Raw genomic sequence first — 20,948 nt, forward strand, 5'->3', positions numbered from 1 at the left:
AACCCGGGTCGCTGCGCCGCGATAGAATTCAGTCGAGCGTTTAAAGTAAATACTCTAATAAACTTAAGGCTAACTCAACGTCAAAGACACCAAATTGCCCAGGGGATCCAGAACCAAGACAAACTGGCCTTGCACGCCCTGCTCGGTCAGGAAGGGACGAAAGTGACGCCCGCTGATCTTCAGCACGCGTCCCTGGGTATCGCGAACCACAATCTTGTCGGCAAGCCCTTGGTAATAAGGTAAAAAATCTTGATAGCTCAGATTAAGGGTGAAATAAACCCGCATCAGATACGGGGCGGCGTTACCGCCGCCCCCTCCATAAATTACGCCAGGGCTTTGGAGACTTTCTCGAACAGATCTTTGGATAAGTCGGGCAATGCCAGCAAACGCTGCAAGCAGGCGCGCATCGATGCCTGCCGCGCCGAGTCAAACTTACCCAGCTGGATCAACGGCGTGATGATCCGCGCCGCCACCTGGGGATTGAGGCTATTGAGTTCGACCAGGCAATCGGTAATAAACTCATAACCCTTGGCATCCACACGGTGGAATTGATAGGTGTTGGCCGCGGCAAAACTGCCTATCAAGGAGCGCACCCGGTTCGGATTACTGAAACTGAAACCGGGATGTCCGGTCAGCGCCTTGATCCTGTCTATGACCTCGGGGACATTCTGGGTCGCCTGCAAGGCAAACCATTTGTCCATCACCAGCGGGGTGTCGTGCCACTTGGCTTCGAAGGCTGTCATCAAGTCATCACGACAGTCCAGATCGGCCCCATTGGCCGCCTGCAATGCCCCCAACGCATCCGTCATGTTGTCGGCAGTGTTAAACTGGCTCAACACCAAGGCTTCATGAACCGGGGATACCCGGCTCAGCCAGCCGAGGCAGGCGTTTTTCAGGGCTCTGGCGCCGGCACTGTCCAAACTGGCCTGCTCCCGATAGCGGGCCAGCAATTCGTCTTCACAGGCGACGGCCAGGGTATCCAGGACAAACTCCCTGGCCAGGGCCAAGGCATCGAGCTCGACAGACTCAGCCTGCTCAATCAGCGCCGACGCCGAAGGTAAGCTGAGGATCTCGGCCAACAGCGCAGAGTCCAGATCTGCGTCCAGAATCGCTCCCCTGAAGGCCTCCACCACCCTGGGATCGAGCAGCATGGACCCATGACGCTGCAGCTGGGCCACATTGTGCCAAATCGCTTGGCTCACCAGGCTGACAGAGGCTTCCCAACGGGCCACCTCGCTGCTGGCGAAACGCAGTAGATGGACCAATTGCGCTATGCTGAAGTCATAGTTGAGTTTCACCGGCGCCGAAAAGTCCTGCAGCAAGGACGGCACGGGTGCCTGAGCCAGGCCTTCGAATTCGAAGCTCTGCTGGCTTTCTTTGACATCCAGCACCCGGTTCACCAACGACCGCCCCTGGGCATCGAGCAACTCGAGGGCGAAGGGAATATGCAGGGGCTGGCCGGCATCGACATTCACGCTGCTACCCGGCTGTTGCCTTATCTTGAGGCTGTAGCGGCCGCTGGTGGCATCGAAACTGTCGCTCACTGTCACCACGGGCGTTCCCGCCTGGCTGTACCATAACCTGAACTGGCTGAGATCGACCCCACTGGCATCCTGCATCGCCTGGACAAAATCATCGCAGGTCACAGCCTGGCCGTCGTGGCGGGCGAAATAACATTGCATCCCCGCCTGAAAGCCCTGCTCACCGAGCAAGGTATGCAGCATGCGGATCACTTCCGCGCCCTTGTTGTAAACTGTGACGGTATAGAAATTGTTCATTTCTATCACAGATTCCGGGCGTATCGGGTGCGCCATGGGACCCGAGTCCTCGGCGAACTGTTGATTCTTGATCACCTTGATGGCGTGAATACGGTTGACCGCCCGCGAGCCCAGATCTGAACTGAACTCCTGATCGCGAAACACTGTCAGACCTTCCTTCAGACTCAGCTGGAACCAGTCACGGCAGGTGACTCTGTTGCCTGTCCAGTTATGGAAATACTCATGGCCAACCACAGACTCTATGCCATGGTAATCTTCATCGGTGGCCGTCATCTTGTCGGCCAGCACATACTTGGTATTGAAGATATTCAGGCCCTTATTCTCCATCGCCCCCATGTTGAAGAAATCCACCGCCACTATCATATAGATGTCGAGATCATACTCCAGACCAAACCTGGACTCGTCCCAAGCCATGGATTTTTTCAGGGACGCCATGGCGTGATCCGCCTTATGCAGATTGCCTTTATCGACAAAAACCTGCAGCTTGACCGGGCGCTGGCTGCGGGTGACAAATTCATCTTCGAGCAAATCGAAATCCCCTGCGACCAGGGCAAACAGGTATGCAGGCTTAGGGAAAGGATCTTGCCAGCAGGCATAATGACGTCCCTCGGCCAAGTCGCCCGTGTCCATCAAATTGCCATTGCTCAACAGGAAGGGAAATAACTGCTTCTCTGCCTCTATCCTGACATCATACTTGGCCAACACATCGGGACGGTCGAGGAAATAGGTGATACGGCGAAAGCCTTCCGCCTCGCACTGAGTGCAATAAGCACCATCTGACATGTACAGCCCCTCGAGGCTGGAGTTCGCCGCCGGATCCAGCTGGGTCACTATCTCGAGCTCGAATTCATTCAATGCCGTTGCTATGCTCAGCTGCCCCTGGGCCTGACTGAACTCCGCCGGCTGGCCATTGAGCCGTACCGAGATCAGGGTCAAGTCATCGCCATCCAATACCAGAGGCGCCCCGTGTTCGCCGCTGCGCAGCACGCGGCTCCTGGCGATGACCCGGGTCGCTGCGGCCTCGAGATTAAAATCCAGCGAGATATGGGTGATATTGAAGTCTGGCGCTTGATAATCTTTAAGAAATTTAGCCGTTTGCTGTGACATATAGACACTTCCCCTGTTTTAGTTCATATAAGCAAAAACGCGCCTTAAGCGCGTTTTTTCCTGTTGCCACCGCGCTTACTTAGCGCTGTTTTTCGCCACTCTCTCGGCATCGACCAGATCTAGGGTGATGTAGGCGGTTTCATCGAGGAAGGCATCCGGCGCCAGGACATCGTCCGTGCTCTCGTCCAACGAGGCTATGGCTTTCAATCCGTGAGCCAGACGGCGTTCGTTGATGCGATCCAATTGCTTCTTCTCATCGGCTTCACGGGATGCCAAACGCTCGCTCTCAACCAGAGAAACCGACTTCTCCTTATGATGCTTCTTGAATTCATTGATGTCCTGGAAGACATAATTGAATTCAACATCCGCCTTAATCCGGTTTAAATGCTTCTGTTCCAGGTTGGCAACCAAGTCGCTGGAGATCTCTCCCAGCGTGCTGTATTGCGCCACAGGAACCCTGTCCCAGGGCAAGGCATTGGTTTCTTCCGCCTCGCCATACTCTCCGGGCTCCAGGGCACTCGGGAAGGCGATGTTGGGTGTCACCCCTTTGAGCTGGGTGCTGCCGCCGTTGATGCGATAAAATTTGGCTATGGTGTATTGCACATGGCCTATCGGCTTGTCATACATATCATAGATACGCCCCAGGCTCTTATGTTGCTGCACTGTGCCCTTGCCGAAGGTGGACTCGCCGACGATCAAGGCACGGCCATAATCCTGCAGCGCGGCGGCGAAGATTTCCGACGCAGAAGCGCTGTATCTGTCGACCATCACAGTCAGGGGGCCGCCATAGGCACTCTGGCCATCGTTGTCACGGTTCTGTGAGACGTTGCCATTGGCATCGCGAATTTGTACCACGGGTCCCATGTCGATAAACAAACCCGTCAACAGGGTCGCTTCGGTCAAGGCACCGCCACCGTTGCCGCGCAGGTCTATGACCACACCTTCAACCTTGGCTTCGTTGAGCTTGACCAGCTCTTTGGACACATCCTGGGAAAGGTTCATGTAGAACCCAGGGATGTCTATCACCCCCACCTTACGGTGAGCGTAAGGCCCTTCCTGAGGTTCTATGACCTTGGAGGTCGCCGCCCTGTCTTCCAAACGGATCTTGTCTCTCACTATGGTCACATTGACGGGTTTGGCATTGGCGCCGCCCTTCTTGGGCAGGATCTGCAACACCACCTTGCTGCCTTTTGGGCCCTTGATGAGTTCGACCACGTCGTCGAGACGCCAACCGATGACATCGACTATCTCGCCCTCTTCCTGACCGACGCCGACAATTCTATCTTCCGGTGCCAGCTTCTCGCTGTTGGCAGCAGGGCCTCCGGCCACCAGACTCTTGATCACTGTGTAATCATCATCGAGCTGCAACACGGCACCTATGCCTTCCAGGCTGAGGTTCATTTCCATCTGGAAACGCTCGGCGTTGCGCGGCGATAAGTAGCTGGTATGCGGCTCTATGCTGCGGGCGAAGGCATTCATCACACCCTGGAACACATCTTCGCTCTGGCTCTGGCTCAGACGCTTGATGGCGTTGTTGTAACGCTTTTGCAAGATAGTGACTATCTCGTCCCACTTCTTGCCTGTCAGCTTGAGATTCAGGGCATCATACTTGACTCTCTGGCGCCACAGCTCATCGAGCTCCGCCGTGTCTTTGGGCCAAGCGGCATCGTCTCTGTCGAATTGATACACATCTCCGGGGACAGTGAAATCTATTTCCTTGTCCAACAGAGACAAGGCATAGGCAAAACGCTCATAACGGCGCTGCTGTGCGAGATCGAACATCTTATAGGCAGAGTCCAAATCTCCGGACGTCAGCATGTCATCGAATTGCTTCCGGTACGGCTTGAAGCTGTCCACGTCCGCCTGGGTCAACACATTGCGGCGAAAATCCAATTGCTTCAAATAACGATCGAAAATCTGCTGGGAAAACCCGTCGTCCAGGTTGAATCTATGGTAGTGCGAACGGGTGAATAAACCGGTCACCCTCTTACTGGCAACCTTATGCTGAGGTTCCTGCTTAAGTGTGGGTAACTCGCTGATTTGAATCGTAGGAGACAAGGCCCACGCCGGAAAACCAACCAAAAAGCTGGTGACGGACGCGGCTAAAGTGAGTTTTCGCATCAACAAGTTACTCCTTTCAATACTATGACTACAGCAGGATGTGTTCGGCTCGGACCTTAATGCTCAAGCCACTGTCCAACTGGACCAGAACATCTTCCTTGTTAATGTCGGTGATCACACCTGCAACCGGTGACTTACCCAGTTTGACATTCACGCGCTGTTTTTGTTTCAAATCGCTCAGATTTGCTTGCACCAGTTTGACTTCCGGCTCGGCCTTGGCCTTCGCCGCAGGTTTAACACTGCGTTCGGCTTTGGGGGCCTGGGTCTTGGTTGGTTTTCTGACGGGCTTCTTCGCAGCCGGCTTGGGCGCTTGCGCTGCGCGCTTGGCCTTGGCTTTTTCCTGACTTTCTTTCAGGGTAGCCTGCGCATGATCTATGTGTTCCTGCTCCAGCTCGCCACAGTCAACACCATCGAGATCCACACGCTGCACACCGGCTTTCACACACTTAAGATAGCGCCAGCTGCTGGTATAACGCCTCAGGGCGACTCTCAATTGAGTTTTACTGACTTTAGAATCATCAGCCAACCTTTCAGCCAAATCTTGGAACAACCCGATTTTTAATGGCTTGGTTTCACCTTCGGCAATAAAACACAAAGGAAATTTTTCATACAAGTACGCCAGAATTGCGTTGGTGTCGGTCAACTTTTCTGTTGATTCCATCATTACTTCCACAGTCAAAAAGGGACCAGGGTGACTGGCTGACCTTCATCAGCCTCTTCCGAGTCGTTTATCTTCGTTAAACTCTCATTGGAGCTTAACGTACAAATTAGCATCATAGCCGTGTTTGCTAAAGCAAAATTAACAGACTTTAACAATTTACCGGATCAAGACACTCGCGCCTTAAACTGAGACTTATCTCCATCAGGCCCGGTGCGTGCAGCCGCTTATTATAAGGCGGGCGCCACCGAATGCGACCATGATTTGTCCATTATCGTACGCAAATTAAGCAAATAGGCTCTTTTCAAGGCTTTTAACCAAGGTTTCCAGACCCTTTTGGTCTTCGGCATCGAAACGGTCATACTCGGGACTGTCTATATCCAGCACGGCGATAAGCTCCGAAGCGGCAAAAACCGGGATCACTATCTCAGAATTGCTGGCACTGTCGCAGGCGATATGGCCGTCGAATTGATGCACATCGGCGATTCTCTGGGTGCTGGCCTGCGCCGCGGCTGTGCCACAAACGCCCTTGCCCCACGGGATGCGGCTACAGGCGACCTTACCCTGGAAGGGGCCGAGCACCAGTTGTTCACCCCGTTTAAGGTAAAAACCGACCCAATTGATCCCGCTGAGGTTGTCATTGAGCAAGGCGGAAAAATTCGCCATGGCGGCAACCTGATCATCCTCACCGGCAAGCAAGGCCTGCGCCTGGCGATTCAAAGTGGCGTAAAATGTCGACTTCATCGGCAGTTCCTAATCTAAGAGTTGGCTGTATCTGCCTTCTTGGCAGGTTTTTTGGCTGGCGTACTTTTAACCTGAACGCCACCTTTAAGCAAGTTGGTCAACTCGTCTTTACGCGTCGCGAAATAGAATGCCAACTTCTCCGAAGTCGCATCGTCGAGTCCCAGGCCAGCCTCTTGAATGAAAGGGATCAGGTTATCGGCGATATCGAGCATCTTGTCGTAGGCATCGGCCTCCTTCTTAGATGTGAACGTCATCTTTTCAACCCCTTCTCTGACCACGACAAATTGTGTTATAACCGCCATGAATGCTCCGCACTGTTTTTATATACAGTGCATAGAGTGGCACAGATCCAACTTGTGATGCAAGTGATCTCATTATTCTGCTACTATCGGCAGGTGATTGTTTAACGATGTAAAAACGCCTTGATTCAGACCGACACTACCGAAACTGGCTTGCTTGGCGACACAGCCCCGAATAACCGGATACCCAGATATCGCTATGGATGAACCAACAAGAGACGCCTCAGTGGTATTATGCCGCTCCTGTGATCTGGCCATCAGGAAACGGGCGCTGCCATCCAATGTCAGGGCCATCTGTCCCAGATGCCACTCTGTCCTGTACGACAGCCCCTATTGTTCCATCAACGGCATGCTGGCCCTGTGCGTGACCGCCTTGATGTTTTATTTGCCCGCCAACCTCTTCCCCGTGCTGGAAATCCATTTCTTCGGCAGCATAAGAACCACGACGGTATTTCAGGGGGCGCTGGCGGTCATGGACCAAGGCTACTGGATAGTAGGCATTGCCGTGCTCGTTGCCGCAGTGCTGGCGCCCGGGGTGCTGATACTGTCTATCTTCACCCAGATACTGATAGTGAAATTCGGCCTCAAGACACATACGGGCCGCGCGCTGTTGAAGCATCTGTTGCAGCATCAGGGGTTGTTGTCGGAGCTGACCATGCTGGAAATCTATGTGATCAGCTTTTTGGTTTCAGCCTTCCAATTATCTGATTTCTCAGATATCTTTTTTGGTATCGGCACTTTCTGCTTCGTGATGCTATTCGTGACCACCCTCTTCCTGCAGCGGGAATATAACTTGGATCATATGTGGAGTTTTCTCGATGAAAACCACTGAAAGTTTACAGGGACAGGCCCTCGGGCTGGTGTTGTGCCATGTCTGTCATCAGCTGAACCAGAGCAAAGAGGGCCACTGTCGCCGCTGCGGTCAGGCCCTGCGCCAGCGGGATCACGGCAGCATACAGAAGAGCTGGGCACTGTTGATCACCGCCGCCATCTTACTGGTGCCGGCCAACATCTACCCCATTACCACTATCGTCAAGCAGGGCAAGATCACCCAGGACACGATTCTTTCCGGCATACTGCATCTGGTCCAGTCGGACATGCTGCCCATTGCCATCATAGTGTTCGTCGCCAGCATATTGGTGCCTTGGCTGAAAATCATCGGCCTGGCCATCTATCTGTCCGCCATCAGTTTCAACATACCCGTCTCCAAACGCAAGTTGATGGTGGGTTTTCACATTATCGAGTGGATTGGCCGCTGGTCCATGCTGGACCTGTTTGTGATTTCCCTTACCGTCGCCCTGGTCAACATGGGGCAATTGCTGGATGCCAAGCCCGCACCTGCGGCCACCGCCTTCGCCCTGGTGGTGTTATTAACCCAACTGGCAGCCAAGGTGCTGGACACACGTTTACTCTGGGATCGATTGGAAAAACAAGATGACGCAAATTGAATCACCTAAGATAGTAAAGAAAAAGCTCTTCTCCCCTATTTGGTTGCTGCCTATTCTCGCCCTGGCACTGGGCGCCTGGCTCGGCATCAAGAGCATCAGGGAGTCGGGAATCGAGATCCAGATCCATTTTCCCAGCGCGACCGGCATCGACATAGGCAAGACCCTGGTCAGGTACCAGGGCTTGACCGTGGGTAAGGTCATAGACATAGCCATAGACGAAGACCTCAAAGGGGTCGACGTCAAGGCGCTGATAGATTACCGCTCCGAGCGCTTCCTCAACGAGGGGACCCTCTTCTGGTTAGTCACCCCCAAGGCCAGCATCACGGGCGTCGAGGGGCTAGACGCGCTCTTCTCGGGCAACTATATCGCCATGCAACCGGGCGGCGGCGGTTCCAGGACCTCGTACGAGGCCCAGCGCGAGCCGCCGGCGATGCAGCCCGGCAGCGAGGGGGTCGTCATCGAGCTCAAAGCCGATAAACTGGGATCCCTCGATGTGGGTTCCCCCGTGTTTTATCGTCAGGTACCGGTCGGCAGCATAGTCAGCTATCGGCTCGAAGGCAGCCAGCGGATACTGATAAGTGCCTTCATTCAGGAACAATTTACCCATCTGGTGAAGAAAGACTCACACTTCTGGAATGTTTCTGGGGTGCAGATCGACGCTTCACTGGCCGGGGTCAAGGTCACCACAGAGAGCCTGGCGTCTATTTTGGCCGGCGGTATCAGCTTCGATTCCAATGAACAGGGGATCGAGGCCGAAAACGGTGACAGTTTCCCCCTGTATGACTCGCGGGAGCAGGCCGACGGCGGCCAGATGCTGACGCTCACCGGCATAGACGCCAACGGCATAAGTAAAGGCACGGGTATCTTCTATCGGGGCGTCGCCATAGGGGAAGTGCGGGACATACAGCCCCTGAAGGATGGGGTCAGGCTGACAGCCAGCGTGAACCCTGAGTATGGCTCGCTGCTGACCCGGGACGCCCACTTCTGGCTCGAAGGCGCAGATCTGTCGCTCAATGGCGTGAGCCATGCAGAACGCCTGCTCACAGGCAAGGTGATCAATTTTCTCCCCGGGGTAGCGGACGCCGCCATTCCGGCCAATCCCGAATACCCTCTGGCCAACGAGGCCCCCGAACTGGCCCAGGCACAGAAACGCCTCCTCAAGGTCAATGCCGATGAGAATGCCGGCATTCAGCCCGGGGCCGATGTCAGATACAAACAGATTAAGATAGGCTCTGTGCTCAGCGTGAACCTGAGCAAGGATTTTTCCGTCGTCGAATATCAGCTGGAAATCTTGCCGGAATTTGTCGGCTTGGTGCATAGCGACAGTTACCTGCTGCCGGAATCGGCACTGGCGATAGACGCCTCACTGGATGGCGTCTCGGTCAAGAGCCGCGATCTCGCCACCCTGGTCAAGGGTGCCGTCAGCTTGCTGCCGGGCAAGAGCCACAGGCCGCTAGCCGCAGCGGCAACACTCAAGCTCTTCGCTTCGGCCGCGGAAGCGGAGCAATTTTTTGCCAATCAAAAACTGACCCATCTGACTCTGGTAAGCCAGGACGGTGCCGATCTGGCGAAAGGCTCCCCCGTCTACTACAAGAAAATGCAGATTGGCCTGGTCGAGGCCGTCAATTGGCAGGCCAGCAGCGACACTTTCCAGATCCGCCTGGCACTCGAGCAGGCTTTCGCCGCCCTGGTCAAACCCAATACCGTCTTCTGGCGCAACAATGCCGTCGAGATCAATGCCAGTCTGGCGGGACTGGAAGTCGCGGTTGCACCGCTCAAAGGCGCGCTCAAGGGCAGCATCAGCCTGGGGCTGCTCGCCGAAGAGGTGAAGGCCGACAGCCAACGCCTGTATGAGTCCAAGACACTGGCACAGGCGCAGGCACAGGCCATCAGCCTCACCTTCCCGGCCTCGGCCAGGCTCTCCAGTGGCGCCGCCATTCGCTATCGGGGCCATAAGGTCGGTGAAGTCCAACAGATCAAGCTCAACGCAGATCTGCAGACATTAACCGCCAACGCCTACCTCTATGGCGAATATGCCGACTATTTCAGCCGTCAGGACAGTGAATACTTCCTGGTGGACGCCCAGATCTCCCTCGCCGGCATAAAGGCGGTGGACACGCTGATCACCGGCCCCTATGTCGGCGTGACTCCGGGCAGCAGTGCCAGCAGCAGCCAGACATTCGCGGCCAGTATGAGCAGCACTGCCTACGCCAACCTCGACAGTTCAGCGCTCACCTTCACCCTGGAAGACACCAATCTGGGCTCGATACGCATAGGCACCCCACTCTTCTTCCGTGGCATAGCCATAGGCCAGATCGATGGCTATAGCCTGTCGGCCACGGGCAACAGGGTGCTGATGCTGGCCCATGTGGAGGGCAAGTACAAGCATCTGGTCAATAACAGCAGCAAGTTCTGGAATGTCTCCGGCATCAAGGTCGATGTTGGCCTATTCTCCGGCGCCCAGATAGAAACAGGGTCGCTTGAGAGCATACTCGTCGGCGGCATCAGCGTCGCCACCCGAGAGCCGACTTCATCTGCCAATGCCTTGGTTCAGGGCAGCATACTGCCACTGCATGCGAGCGCGGAGAAAAGTTGGCGCGACTGGCAGGCGGCCAACTGAGGCACAGACATACCCCACAATGCAATAAAGGGCCCAGGGGCCCTTTATTGCATTGCACGGCTTTATTCCCTACGCCGGCATCAGCCGTAAAACCAGTAGCAAACGAAGATCGCCGCCAAGAGGCCGGCGCCGTCGGCCGCCAAGCCACAGCCGAGGGCATGACGCGTCTGGCGTATCCCCACTGAGCCGAAATAGACAGCCAACACATAGAAGGTGGTCTCAGTGCTGCCCTGGAAGATAGCCGCCAAACGCCCGGCGAAGGAATCGACCCCATGGTGATCCATGGTCTCGAGCATCATGGCTCTGGCGCCCGAACCGCTGAAGGGTTTCATCAGCGCCGTCGGCAAGGCGTCGACGAAGCGGCTGTCGAGACCCAACAGGCCAACCAGCTCGCCAGTCAGCTGCAACAGATATCCGAGGGCGCCGGACGCCCTGAGCAGGCCTATGGCCAGCAGCATGGCCAACAAGTAGGGGATCAGCTGTATCGCCTGGTTGAAGCCCTCCCTGGCACCTTCGATAAATTCATCATAGATGGCCACCTTCCTGACCGCCGCCGTGAGCACGAAGGCGAACACCAGCAACAACAAGACGCCGTTGCCGAGCGCCGTCGACACTGAGCCTATCGTCTGGGCGGACAGCGTCCCCAGGTAGAAGACGCTCGCCACCAAGGCCCCCAGCAACACGGCGCCGTAGCCAAGCACTACGGTATTGAGCAAGGACAGGCGCTGTACCATGGCGACCACCAGGAGCCCCACCAGGGTCGAGGCCGATGTCGCCAGCAAGATGGGCAGAAACACGTCGGCGGGAGCACTCGCCCCCTGCTGCGCCCGGTAGAGGAACACGGTCACGGGCACCAGGGTCACAGACGAGGTATTGAGTACCAGAAATAAGATCTGCGCATTGCTGGCCACAGCCTTGTTCGGGTTCAGACTCTGCAGATCCTGCATCGCCTTGAGCCCAAGCGGGGTCGCGGCATTGTCCAGGCCAAACACATTGGCGGTTAAGTTCATAGTGATGCTGCCGAAGGCGGCATGCCCCCTGGGCACTTCCGGCATCAACCTGCTGAGCAGAGGCTCGAATAACCAGGCGATGGCACCGACAACCCCGGCCTTTTCGCCGACGCGCATCAACCCCATCCACAAGGCCAACACCCCGACCAAGCCGAGGGCTATCTCGGCCGCTAACTTGGCACTGTGGAACAATGCCTCGACCGACTGACTCAAGACATCCGCTTGCCCATTGAACAGGCGGACCAAGATGGCCACAGCCGCCGTGATAAAAAACACCAACCAAACCCGATTCAGCACACTCTTTCCTCTGCAAGGCCTTACCAATTAAGCCAGAGATTAATCCCTGTCACTGAGCGCCACTATGCTATAATCGCGCCAATTGATGAACAGTTAATTCTCTTATGGTTCAGTTAAATCAAAATTTTATCGATAGTATGGCGCAAGAGTTGCCGGCACATTTGTCCCTCGACGACTTTATCGCCTATTGTGACAAGCCGCTGCGGCGCTCCATCCGCGTCAACAGCCTGAAAATATCCGCCGCGGACTTTATCGCCCTGATGGCACCAAAGGGCTGGGTGTTTGAAGCCATTCCCTGGTGCAGCGACGGTTTCTGGATAAGTTACGATGAGGAAGAGCAGCTGGGCAATGCCGTAGAGCATCTGCAGGGGCTGTTCTATATTCAGGAAGCCAGCTCCATGCTGCCGCCCACGGCCCTGTTTGCCGGGAACGAGCCGCAATTGGTGCTGGACCTCGCCTCGGCGCCCGGTTCCAAGACCACCCAGATGGCGGCCTTGATGCATAACTCAGGCCTGTTGGTGGCCAACGAATATTCCGCCAGCCGGGTCAAAGTATTGCATGCCAATGTGCTGCGCATGGGCGCCAGTCATTGTGCCCTCACCCACTTCGATGGCCGGGTGTTCGGCGAATACTTGTACGAGCGTTTCGATGCCGTGTTGCTCGATGCCCCCTGCGGTGGCGAAGGCACGGTGCGCAAAGATCCCGATGCCCTCAAACACTGGGATCCTCTCGATGTCCAGGCCATAGCCGAGACCCAGAAGGCGCTGCTAATATCGGCCTTCCTGGCACTCAAACCCGGCGGTACCCTGGTCTATTCGACCTGCACCCTGAACCGCACCGAGAATCAGGGGGTGTGTGAATACCTGCAGCAAACCTACACGGATGCGGTGCGATTCGAACCCCTGAACGACTTGTTCGAGGGCGCGGCCCGGGCCTGTACGCCGGAAGGCTTTCTGCATGTCTGGCCACAGATCTTCGACAGCGAAGGCTTCTTCGTGGCCAAGCTCACCAAGCTGGCGTCCGTGCCGCGCCTGCAAGCCGAGCCCAAACGGCAGAAGAATTTCCCCTTCACACCGGCATCGGCCAAACAGGTGGCCGCACTGCAGGACTATTTCAGCCAAAACCTGGGGATCACCCTGCCCCACGACGGCCATATCATGGTCAGGGACGAAGAGTATTGGCTATTCCCACAGGCGTTTGCCGACTTCATCGGCCTGATGCGCTTCCAGCGTATAGGGTTGAAGCTCGCCGACAGCATCAAGCATGGCTTTAAGGTGCGCCACGAAGCGGTTATCGCCCTGGGGCAAACCAGCAGCAAGCAGGTCGCGCTGGATGAGGCCCAGGCGAAGGAATATCTCATGGGACGGGATATCCAGCTGGAGCAGGCAGGCAAAGCCAGGGGGGAAGTGATCGTCAGTTATGGCACGAGCCCGTTGGGAATGGCCAAACATCTGGGGAATAAGTTAAAAAACAACCTCCCCAGGGACTTGGTCAAAGACAAGGTCGCCATCTTGCCCGTCATAGGCTGATGGCAACATATTTGGTTACAAACTTGCGGCTAAAAAGCGGGGGCGACAGCGCATTTTTTGCGCTATTAAACTACACTTTCGCACAGATATAAGTGCAAGCTTGTCATCTGTAGCGCAAGGCTCTCGAATGAGCCATTCCCCTAGGCCCGGAACAATCGGAATAGTTTTGGGCCTCTTTTTGTGTCCTGCTCTTGCCGCCACTAAGGCGGCAAAGGCCGGCACTAAGCCGGGCCCATTATCTGCCAACCAGCTTGGCCGCATCTTTGAACAAGTTGAAAAAGTTCTCCCCCGTATACTCGGCCAACTCCTGGTATGTCTCTCCCCGCAGCTCGGCGACAAATTCCGCCACGTCACGAACGAAGGCGGGTTGGTTTTCCTGGCCCCTGTGGGGCATAGGCGCCAAATAGGGGGAGTCGGTCTCGACCAACAGCCTATCCCTGGGTACCTTGCGGATCACGTTTCTCAACTCGCCGGCATTCTTGAAGGTCACTATGCCTGAGACAGAAATATAGAATCCCAGCTCGATCGCCGCCTTCGCCATCTCCCAGTTCTCGGTGAAACAATGCAGCACACCGCCGACCTTGTCGGCCTGGCCCTGTTTCAGCAGGCGAATTGTGTCTTCCCTGGCATCTCTGGTGTGGACTATCAAAGGTTTATTGACCTCGACCGCCAAGGCTATCTGTTGCTCGAAGCACGCCTGTTGCAACGCCTTGGTATCGTCGGCATAGAAATAATCCAGCCCAGTCTCACCTATGGCGACGACCCTGGGATCTTGGGCGAAACTGGCTATCTGGGCCACATCCAGTCCGTCTTTGACGTCCAGCGGGTGCACCCCTGAGGAGAGAAATACATTGTCAAACGCCGCCACCTTATCGCGCATGGCCGCAAAGCCCTGCTGTCTGACGTTGACACAGAGTAAATATTCGACGCCACGCTGCTTGGCGGCATCCAGTATGAGTTGCAGACTCTGGTGGTCCGGGGCGGCCTTAAGCCTGTCTAAATGGCAATGGGAATCGATGAGCACTGGTGGGTCCAAGCATGAATCATAATGGGGGCAAGGATACCCAGCTACATGGTACAGGTCAAATCGGCAGAACTCAGCTCGCCGGACAGGAGTTTCTCTATATGGTGTTTATGGCTGTCAGGCTCAGACAACATCTTGATGCCTATCCCCGCGGGCCGGCCGCCGGACGCCCCGACAGGATTGATCCAAACCACCCTCCCCCTGAACTCATTCACGCTCGAGGTCCCGGGTAAGCGGTAGGCTATCATCAGCTCTTCGCCCAGGAAATGGCTCTCGGTCGTCGCCACAAACAGGCCAGCGGGTCTGATGAAGGGCATGTAGGCCCGATAGAGTTGGTGCAAGGTATCGAAGTTAACCACAAGATCTATCATAAGATGTTATCTAGTTGTTATTTTCTTATATTCTAAGACAAAACGCTGGAAAAGGCCCAGATAATTGACACTCGGCATCGTCTGCAGGCTATGGCACTGGTCCATGACGTCCGCCGCCAGGGCCGCCACCCGCTGGCGCTCGAGGGCATCGGCCCGGGTCTCGCGCAGCAAATACTGCCGCAACACCAGATACAATACCTTGAGCGCATCAAAAATCTGTCCCTCGCCAACCCCGAGCAGGCCGGCATTGAGATGACCCGAACTCAGGCTGCCGGCCCAATCCTTGCGCAGCGCCAGCAAGGCTTGATAATGCCCGCTCTGCAGACTGGCGGCCAAGGCAAGCGGCCCACCCACGACCGGCAGACACCAGGTCACATCTTCCTGCAGACCATACAAGTTTGCCAACCAGTGGCCTAGGTCTGCCCTGGATGGCGCAGTGAAGCTGATGCGCTGGCAGCGACTGCTGATCGTCGGCAGCAGGCGCCCAGGGGTGTCGGACTGGAGTATGAGCAAGGTGTTTTGCCCAGGTTCTTCCAGCGTCTTCAGCAGCGCATTGGCCGCCGCCAAGTTCAGCCGCTCGCAATTGAAGAGCAAGGCTACCCGCCGGCCCCCCTGCTGCGCCGTCGAGCTCAGCTTGTGGCATAACTCGCGGATCTGGTCGACCTTGATCTGATTGCCGTCGGCCTCGACCCGGTAAAAGTCCGGGTGACTGCCGGCCTCGAACAGCTGACACGCCTTGCAAAAGCCGCAACTGCCCTGAGCCGTCGGCTGCTGGCATAGGGCCGCTTGCGCCATGGACAGGGCTAAAAGCTGCCCCCCGAGCGCGCTGTCTATGCCAATCAGCTGTGCATGGCTGAGCCTATTGTGCCTGAGTGAATCTATGAAGCGCCCGGCCGCGGCGGCGAGCCAGGGCAGCTGGGCCAGAGTCGGCTCTTGGGCGGGTGCCTGGCCTGCTACCATTGGATCCCCTGCAACACGGCCAGAATATCTTTATGCACCTGGCCTATTTCCTGGCTGGCATCTATGACCAGGATGCTGTCATCCTCGGCCGCCAACTGCAGGTAAGTCGCCCGGGCGCGTTCGAAGAAATCGAGCGTTTGTTGCTCTATTCTGTCCAGTTCGCCCCTGCCGGCGGCGCGGCTCAAGCCCAATGCCGGCGGTATGTCCAGGTACAAGGTCAAATCGGGTTTGAAGCCCTTGAGGGTCGCCTCGCTGACCGCATGCACCAATGGCATGAGGCCGCGGCCGCCCCCCTGATAGGCCAGAGACGAGAGGTTATGCCTGTCACCCAGCACCCAAAGCCCGGCGGCAAGCGCAGGCTTGATCACCCTGTGGATCAGCTGGGCTCTGGCGGCATAGATCAACAGGCACTCGGCCTCATCACACAGGGGGTCGCTGGGATCGGCTATCTTAACCAGGTCGCGAATACGCTCGGCCAAGGGGGTCCCGCCGGGTTCACGGGTACAGACAGGCTCCCGCCCCGTATGCCGGGTGATAAAATCATGCATCAAGGCGACGGCACTGGATTTGCCGGCGCCTTCCAAGCCTTCGATCACGATAAATTTAGCGTTGTTTTCGCTCATTTATTTCTTCTCTGAAATTGATTGACCGCGCGATTATGCTCAGCCAGCGTGCTGGAGAACACATGGCTGCCGTCGTTGCGCGACACAAAATACAAGTAATTCACTGCCGCTGGGTTGGCCGCCGCGCGTAACGCCGCCCGGCTCGGCGCCGCTATCGGAGTTGGCGGCAGGCCGGCCACCCTATAGGTGTTGTAGGGTGTCATTTCCAGCAGATCCTTGCGGCTGATATTGCCCTGGAAGCGCTCCCCCATGCCGTAGATAACAGTGGGATCTGTCTGCAGGCGCATCCCCTTCTTGAGGCGATTGCTGAACACGGCCGCAATCCATGCCCGCTCGTCGTCCCTGGCGGTTTCTTTCTCTATGATGGACGCCAAGATCAACAGCTCGTAGGGTGACTTGAGTGGCAGATCGCTGGCGCGTTGCGCCCAGGCCGCCGCCAACTCCTGCTGCATCTTCTGATAGCTCTGCGCCAATAGGCTAGCCAGCGCCTGATCTGCCACATAATGATAGGTATCCGGGAAGAACTTGCCCTCCGGCAGCCCGGAATCATCGCCCTCGGCGGCCAATACCGAGTCGAAGACGCCGGCGGGCACGTTCAGATGAGGCACCCCCTGCAACTGCGCCTGCCACTGGGCCAGACTCTGGCCTTCGATCAGGGTCAGGCTGAAGCGCTTTTCCTTGCCCTGGGCCATTTTCTGCAGCAACTGCACCAAGGTGTCCCCCGGGGCCATTTCATAGAGACCGGCGCGGATCTGTGCCAGCTCAGGCCGTAACCTCAGCAGCAACTTGAGCTTCCACAGCTCAGAGATAACCCCCTGGTGAGCCAGCTCTCCGGCCACCTGATACACAGAGGTGCCGTGAGCCAATGGAACTTCCTGTACCCGCTTGATGTTCAGTGGCGTGTCGCCGTAACGCACGACAGTGTGATAACCCCAAAAACCCGCCACACTGGCTAAGGTAAGCAAGGTCATGAAAGTGGCCAACAGGCCGATAAGCATTTTTTTCATAATATCAAAGCTAGTGTTTGTCTCAATGAAGCGGTGAACTGCGCCCTGGGATACTTGACCCTGTCTATGGCCAACACATCGACTATGCCAAACAGGCTGTTGGTGACGAAGACATGGTTGGCATAGTGAAGAAAATCCTCATTCAGATCCGCCACTATGACATTAAACCCCAGATCGGCCAAGGCCATGATCACCTGCGCCCGCATCACCCCGGCGACGCCGCAGGCAGTCAATGCCGGGGTAAACACCTGGTTTTCACGGACGAAAAACAGGTTCCCCATGGATGAGGCTATGAGCAGATGATGGCTGTCCTTGACCAGCCAGTCGTCAATGCCGTCAGGCAGGACTGCAGACCTGATCAACACTTGTTCCAGGCGATTGAGGTGCTTGATCCCCGCCAGCAGGGGTTGGCGTCCGAGGCGCACTTCGGAGGCGCACAGACGTATGCCCTGCCGTTGCCAATCGGCGTAATGTTCCGGGATAGGGTGCAGCGACACTATTTCTGTGGGATGACAAGGCGTTGGCGGCGCGTAACCCCGACCGCCAACGCCCCGGGTGATAACAAGCTTGATACACTGGTGTGGATGGGCGGCGCCCAGGCGATGCAGCAAGGCCGCCAACTCGGGGCTCAAGTGCCAATCCAGGCCCAAACGCGCCGCGCCTTGCTGCAGGCGCTGCATGTGGGCATCGAAGAAGGCGATGCCCTCCGGGCCGACACGCATGGTGGCGAACAGGCCATCGCCATAGGCCAAGCCCCTGTCGAAGGGACTCACGGACGCCATGGCTTGACCATTCACCCAAACCTGAGTCATCAGCTGTCCTGGCTGATGCGGCTCGCTACCGCTTCTTGCTGATCTTTATACTTGGCACTCTTACGCGTGTTGTAGGGACGTGCGACCGCATGGTTCAAGCGCTCAAAATTCAATGCCCCTATGGTCATCCGCGGCCGCAGTGCCAGGGGCAGCTTGCCGCTGTTGTAGAACTCCAGCACTATCTTGCCCTGCCAACCTGGATCGATACGGTGCGCCGTCACATGCACCATCAAGCCCAGGCGCGCCAGCGAGGAGCGGCCGTCGAGCCAGCCGACGATATCGGCCGGCAGAGTCACACTCTCATAGGTCACGGCCAAGGCCAGCTCCCCCGGATGGAGGAAGAAGGCTTCGCCGTCGGCGATCTCTATCTTGTCGCTCATGACCCTATCCAGGGCCGCCTGCATCTCGACACTCGGGCCGCTCAAATCGATAAAAGGCGCGGTATGATCCTTGAAGACCCGAAATTGGCTGCCAAGACGGACATCGACACTCACACCACTTATGGCTTCTATGCCCGGGCGGGGGAAGATCACTATGGTGCCATCATCGAGACATTGTTCGATCTCAATATCGGTTAAACGCATTTTGCCTTTGACTCCCTGAAATGATTGCTATTGACTGGTCCCTGGCCTATTTAGCCAGCAAGTGCTGAATTCGTGCCTTGAGAATATCTGTCGCTATGCGGTTCTTGCCACCGCGCGGCACTATGATATCGGCATATTGTTTCGACGGTTCGATGAACTGCAAAAACATCGGCCGCACCGTCTTCTTATACTGGGAAATCACCGACTCCATGGTCCGGCCACGCTCGGCCACGTCCCGGGTCAAGCGGCGCAGGAAACAGATGTCCAGCGGCGTGTCCATGAAGACACTGGCATCCATCAATTCCCTGAGTTTGGGATCGGTCAGCAGGAGGATCCCTTCGAGAATAATCACCTTTTTCGGTGTCATACTCAAGGTTTCGCTGGTGCGGGTATGCTCTGTGTAGCTATAGCAGGGAATATCCACTTGCTCACCGGATTTCAGCTGTTGCAGATGCGCGCAGAGCAACTTGTGGTCCAGCGCCTTGGGATGGTCGTAGTTGGTCAGGACCCGCTCGTCCATCGACAGATGGCTCTGATCCCGGTAATAAGCGTCTTCGTTGATCACCCCTATCTGATCTGTGCCTAAATCACGGCGTAGCTCCTCGAATATCGTCTTTGCAATCAAGCTCTTGCCTGATGCTGACGCGCCGGCTATTCCGATAATGACACACTGCTGAGAATTCATACCCTTAAACCTTACTCTTCATCTGTTACGCTAATTGAAATGTTTGCCTTGGGTTGTGATACCGCCAAGGCCGCGCCCACTTTACGGGCTATGTCTGAATAAATTTGTGTGACCTCACTCTCCGGTTGCGCCACCACGCAGGGGGCTCCCTTGTCCATGGCCTCGCGGATCTGCAGCTGCAGGGGTAAGGCCCCCAGGAGCGGCACCCGATAGCGCTCGGCGATTTTACGGCCGCCATCTGCGCCGAAGGGATGCTCCCTGTGACCACATTCGCTGCACACATGGAAGCTCATGTTCTCCACTATGCCAAGCACGGGCACATCCACCTTTTGGAACATGACTATGCCTTTCTTGGCATCGGCCAGGGCTATGTCCTGGGGGGTGGTGACTATCACAGCGCCACTGAGCGGCACCTTCTGTGACAGGGTCAGCTGTATGTCGCCCGTGCCCGGTGGCATGTCCACCACCAGATAGTCCAACTCTGGCCACTGAGTCTCATTCAGCAGCTGGGTCAGGGCCCCCGCCGCCATGGGACCGCGCCAGACAGTGGCGTCTTCGGCGCTGATCAGGAAACCCAGCGACTGAGCGGCTATGCCATGGACCTCGGCCGCCGCTATGTGCTTGCCGTCCGGTGACATGGGCTTGAAGTCGGGGATCCCCAGCATGAGAGGGATCGAGGGGCCATAGATGTCCGCATCCAAAATGCCGACTCGGGCGCCTTCGGCCGCCAATGCCAGCGCCAGGTTGACCGCAGTGGTCGACTTACCCACCCCGCCCTTGCCCGACGCCACGGCAATCACATGCTTGACCTTGTCCAGGGCCGTACCCGAGGTGGCAGTACTAAAACTGCCGGCCTGGAAACTGGGATGACATTCAACCGCCTCGACCCCTTCGAGCCCAAGCAGGCCAGGCGTCAACTGCGCCACTGTGGCCGCATATTGACTCTTGCAGGGGTAGGGATAAACCAAGGTCAGTTGCAGGGTTTTACCCGCCATTGCCAGTTGCGTGACGCAACCGGCACTGACAAGCCCCTGGCCCAGATAAGGATCGATAACCGCATCGAGTATGGCCAGTACCGGCCCGAGAAGATCGCCACTTAAGCGATAATCTTGCGTAGCTGAAGACAAAACGCCTACCCCAGTATAAAAATTTGCCCAAGTGTATCAGATATTGGTAAAAACATTCGCGTAGAATTACTCCAATTGCTGCAGCTTTTGGTGAAAATTCTCCATTAATCGGTTAGTATCACAGCCAATAATTCCGGGCCCAAC

Annotated in this window: 20 protein-coding genes; 4 read left to right on the plus strand and 16 right to left on the minus strand. The window is 56.4% G+C overall.

Annotated elements, in window-relative coordinates; translation table 11 throughout:
- Positions 1–69 precede the first annotated feature (69 nt).
- The 6 genes from LZP73_RS00720 to LZP73_RS00745 form a co-directional block, all read right to left on the minus strand.
- Entirely contained in the window at positions 70–285 is a 216-nt protein-coding gene (locus LZP73_RS00720; RefSeq protein WP_234232604.1) for a DUF2835 domain-containing protein, read from the minus strand.
- Positions 286–323: 38 nt separating this feature from the next.
- A complete protein-coding gene (pepN, locus tag LZP73_RS00725; RefSeq protein WP_234232605.1) occupies positions 324–2,885 on the minus strand; it encodes an aminopeptidase N in 2,562 nt (853 codons plus the stop codon).
- Between the two features lie 75 nt (positions 2,886–2,960).
- Complete coding sequence (gene prc, locus LZP73_RS00730) at positions 2,961–5,006, minus strand: carboxy terminal-processing peptidase (protein ID WP_234232606.1); 2,046 nt, start codon at positions 5,004–5,006, stop codon at positions 2,961–2,963.
- Between the two features lie 28 nt (positions 5,007–5,034).
- Positions 5,035–5,667: an RNA chaperone ProQ gene (gene proQ / locus LZP73_RS00735; protein WP_234233302.1), complete on the minus strand. Its 633-nt coding sequence runs from the start codon at positions 5,665–5,667 to the stop codon at positions 5,035–5,037.
- A 282-nt stretch (positions 5,668–5,949) separates the two neighbouring features.
- The gene (locus LZP73_RS00740) at positions 5,950–6,408 is read right to left on the minus strand and encodes a GAF domain-containing protein (protein ID WP_234232607.1); all 459 of its coding nucleotides are present in this window, start codon (positions 6,406–6,408) and stop codon (positions 5,950–5,952) included.
- A gap of 14 nt (positions 6,409–6,422) precedes the next feature.
- The gene (locus LZP73_RS00745; RefSeq protein WP_234232608.1) at positions 6,423–6,710 is read right to left on the minus strand and encodes a YebG family protein; all 288 of its coding nucleotides are present in this window, start codon (positions 6,708–6,710) and stop codon (positions 6,423–6,425) included.
- 196 nt (positions 6,711–6,906) lie between these two features.
- Between LZP73_RS00745 and LZP73_RS00750 the strand changes: the two genes are divergently transcribed.
- Genes LZP73_RS00750 through LZP73_RS00760 form a run of 3 tightly spaced genes read left to right on the plus strand, consistent with a single transcriptional unit; the run spans position 6,907 to position 10,775 of the window.
- Positions 6,907–7,539: a paraquat-inducible protein A gene (locus LZP73_RS00750; protein WP_234232609.1), complete on the plus strand. Its 633-nt coding sequence runs from the start codon at positions 6,907–6,909 to the stop codon at positions 7,537–7,539.
- Positions 7,526–8,155, plus strand: coding sequence for a paraquat-inducible protein A (locus tag LZP73_RS00755; protein ID WP_234232610.1), 630 nt, complete (start codon positions 7,526–7,528; stop codon positions 8,153–8,155). Before LZP73_RS00750 ends, LZP73_RS00755 begins: the two co-directional genes overlap by 14 nt.
- Entirely contained in the window at positions 8,142–10,775 is a 2,634-nt protein-coding gene (locus tag LZP73_RS00760; protein ID WP_234232611.1) for an MlaD family protein, read from the plus strand. The genes LZP73_RS00755 and LZP73_RS00760 overlap by 14 nt, the downstream gene beginning before the upstream one ends.
- 80 nt (positions 10,776–10,855) lie before the next feature.
- Here LZP73_RS00760 and LZP73_RS00765 read toward each other — a convergent pair whose 3' ends face one another.
- A complete protein-coding gene (locus LZP73_RS00765; RefSeq protein WP_234232612.1) occupies positions 10,856–12,082 on the minus strand; it encodes a nucleoside recognition domain-containing protein in 1,227 nt (408 codons plus the stop codon).
- Positions 12,083–12,186: 104 nt separating this feature from the next.
- On the opposite strand from LZP73_RS00765, the gene rsmF reads away from it, so the two are divergent.
- A complete protein-coding gene (gene rsmF / locus LZP73_RS00770; protein ID WP_234232613.1) occupies positions 12,187–13,611 on the plus strand; it encodes a 16S rRNA (cytosine(1407)-C(5))-methyltransferase RsmF in 1,425 nt (474 codons plus the stop codon).
- Positions 13,612–13,846: 235 nt separating this feature from the next.
- Here rsmF and LZP73_RS00775 read toward each other — a convergent pair whose 3' ends face one another.
- Genes LZP73_RS00775 through apbC form a run of 9 tightly spaced genes read right to left on the minus strand, consistent with a single transcriptional unit; the run spans position 13,847 to position 20,804 of the window.
- Positions 13,847–14,635 (minus strand): TatD family hydrolase, encoded by a 789-nt coding sequence (locus LZP73_RS00775; protein ID WP_234232614.1) that lies wholly within the window; start codon positions 14,633–14,635, stop codon positions 13,847–13,849.
- A 44-nt stretch (positions 14,636–14,679) separates the two neighbouring features.
- Complete coding sequence (locus LZP73_RS00780; RefSeq protein WP_169562899.1) at positions 14,680–15,006, minus strand: PilZ domain-containing protein; 327 nt, start codon at positions 15,004–15,006, stop codon at positions 14,680–14,682.
- Between the two features lie 6 nt (positions 15,007–15,012).
- A complete protein-coding gene (holB, locus tag LZP73_RS00785; RefSeq protein ID WP_234232615.1) occupies positions 15,013–15,966 on the minus strand; it encodes a DNA polymerase III subunit delta' in 954 nt (317 codons plus the stop codon).
- Positions 15,960–16,589 (minus strand): dTMP kinase, encoded by a 630-nt coding sequence (gene tmk, locus LZP73_RS00790; RefSeq protein WP_234232616.1) that lies wholly within the window; start codon positions 16,587–16,589, stop codon positions 15,960–15,962. Before tmk ends, holB begins: the two co-directional genes overlap by 7 nt.
- The gene (gene mltG, locus LZP73_RS00795) at positions 16,586–17,596 is read right to left on the minus strand and encodes an endolytic transglycosylase MltG (protein ID WP_234232617.1); all 1,011 of its coding nucleotides are present in this window, start codon (positions 17,594–17,596) and stop codon (positions 16,586–16,588) included. Before mltG ends, tmk begins: the two co-directional genes overlap by 4 nt.
- Positions 17,593–18,408 carry an aminodeoxychorismate lyase gene (gene pabC, locus LZP73_RS00800; RefSeq protein ID WP_234232618.1) on the minus strand — a complete coding sequence of 272 codons (816 nt, stop codon included), beginning with the start codon at positions 18,406–18,408 and terminating at the stop codon, positions 17,593–17,595. The genes mltG and pabC overlap by 4 nt, the downstream gene beginning before the upstream one ends.
- Positions 18,408–18,992 carry a dCTP deaminase gene (dcd, locus tag LZP73_RS00805; protein ID WP_169562904.1) on the minus strand — a complete coding sequence of 195 codons (585 nt, stop codon included), beginning with the start codon at positions 18,990–18,992 and terminating at the stop codon, positions 18,408–18,410. Before dcd ends, pabC begins: the two co-directional genes overlap by 1 nt.
- 46 nt (positions 18,993–19,038) lie before the next feature.
- Complete coding sequence (udk, locus tag LZP73_RS00810; protein ID WP_234232619.1) at positions 19,039–19,677, minus strand: uridine kinase; 639 nt, start codon at positions 19,675–19,677, stop codon at positions 19,039–19,041.
- A gap of 11 nt (positions 19,678–19,688) precedes the next feature.
- Positions 19,689–20,804: an iron-sulfur cluster carrier protein ApbC gene (gene apbC / locus LZP73_RS00815; protein WP_234232620.1), complete on the minus strand. Its 1,116-nt coding sequence runs from the start codon at positions 20,802–20,804 to the stop codon at positions 19,689–19,691.
- Between the last annotated feature and the right edge of the window lie 144 nt (positions 20,805–20,948).

Source organism: Shewanella sp. AS16 (genome assembly GCF_021412365.1).
GTDB classification, from domain to species: Bacteria; Pseudomonadota; Gammaproteobacteria; order Enterobacterales; family Shewanellaceae; genus Shewanella; species Shewanella salipaludis.